Below are 887 nucleotides of genomic sequence, written 5' to 3'. Positions count from 1 at the left end.
AAACCTTCGTCGTTCTGGCGTCGATCCAGATCGCAATCAGGCGGCTCGCGCGATAGTTGTCTTTTGAGTCAGGTTCTTACGGCTTCATCTCCGGCGCCTTCCATGCGGCGACGCCCAATATCAACGCCAACGGCTATCTCCCAATCGCACAGAACTATCTCGTTACCGGCAATGTCAATTGGGCGCGCCAGACCGTACAGGCGGCTTTCGACGATTTCTCGCGAAGGATCAACGGCGGCTCGGAACGCTTCGTCGCGCTGCCGGATATCGATATCTGGCTGCAAAACGACATGCGCTACAGCGCGGTTCAGGCGCAAGCGGCCGTGCTGCGCAATATCGATCCGCTCGTGCTCGATCTCGACGGCGACGGAATCGAGCTGTCGAGCTGGATCGAGCAGAACATCTTCTTCGACACGCTCGGCGACGGCAAGCTGCATCAGACCGGATGGGTCGCCGACAAAAACGGAATTCTCGCGCTCGATCTCGACGGCAACGGCAAAATCGACAGCATAAGGGAAACCGTCTCCGTCCATTACAACGGCGGCAGTTTCGCCGACGGCATAGCCGCGCTCGCCAGCCTGGCGCAGCCGGGCGCAACCAGCTTCTCGCGCGCCACATCGCTCACCAATGCGGCGACCGGCCGGCTCTATTTCGACGATCTGCGCGTGTGGGTCGACGCCGATCACGATGCGCAGACCGACGCCGGCGAATTGAAGACGCTTGCCGAGCTCGGCGTCGCCTCGATCGGCCTCGTCGGCAGCGGCAATCTCGGCGAGACGATCAACGGCAGCCCGGTCACCAACATGACGATCTACACGAAGAGCGACGGCGCGCAGGGCGAGGTCGCGGCGGTGGATTTCCAGACCGATGCGGCGGGGGCCATCACT

General features: G+C 62.0%; 1 pseudogene. It reads left to right on the top strand.

Annotation, left to right across the window (positions count from 1 at the left end):
* Positions 1-56 precede the first annotated feature (56 nt).
* Positions 57-887, top strand: a pseudogene (locus Mspo_RS19465) (hypothetical protein); the annotation flags it as partial.

The sequence above is a fragment of the Methylosinus sp. Ce-a6 genome, from assembly GCF_009811655.1.
In the GTDB taxonomy this organism is placed as follows: domain Bacteria; phylum Pseudomonadota; class Alphaproteobacteria; order Rhizobiales; family Beijerinckiaceae; genus Methylosinus.
Note: the sequence above shows the minus strand (reverse complement) of the source record. Positions and strands in the feature narration are given on the sequence as shown.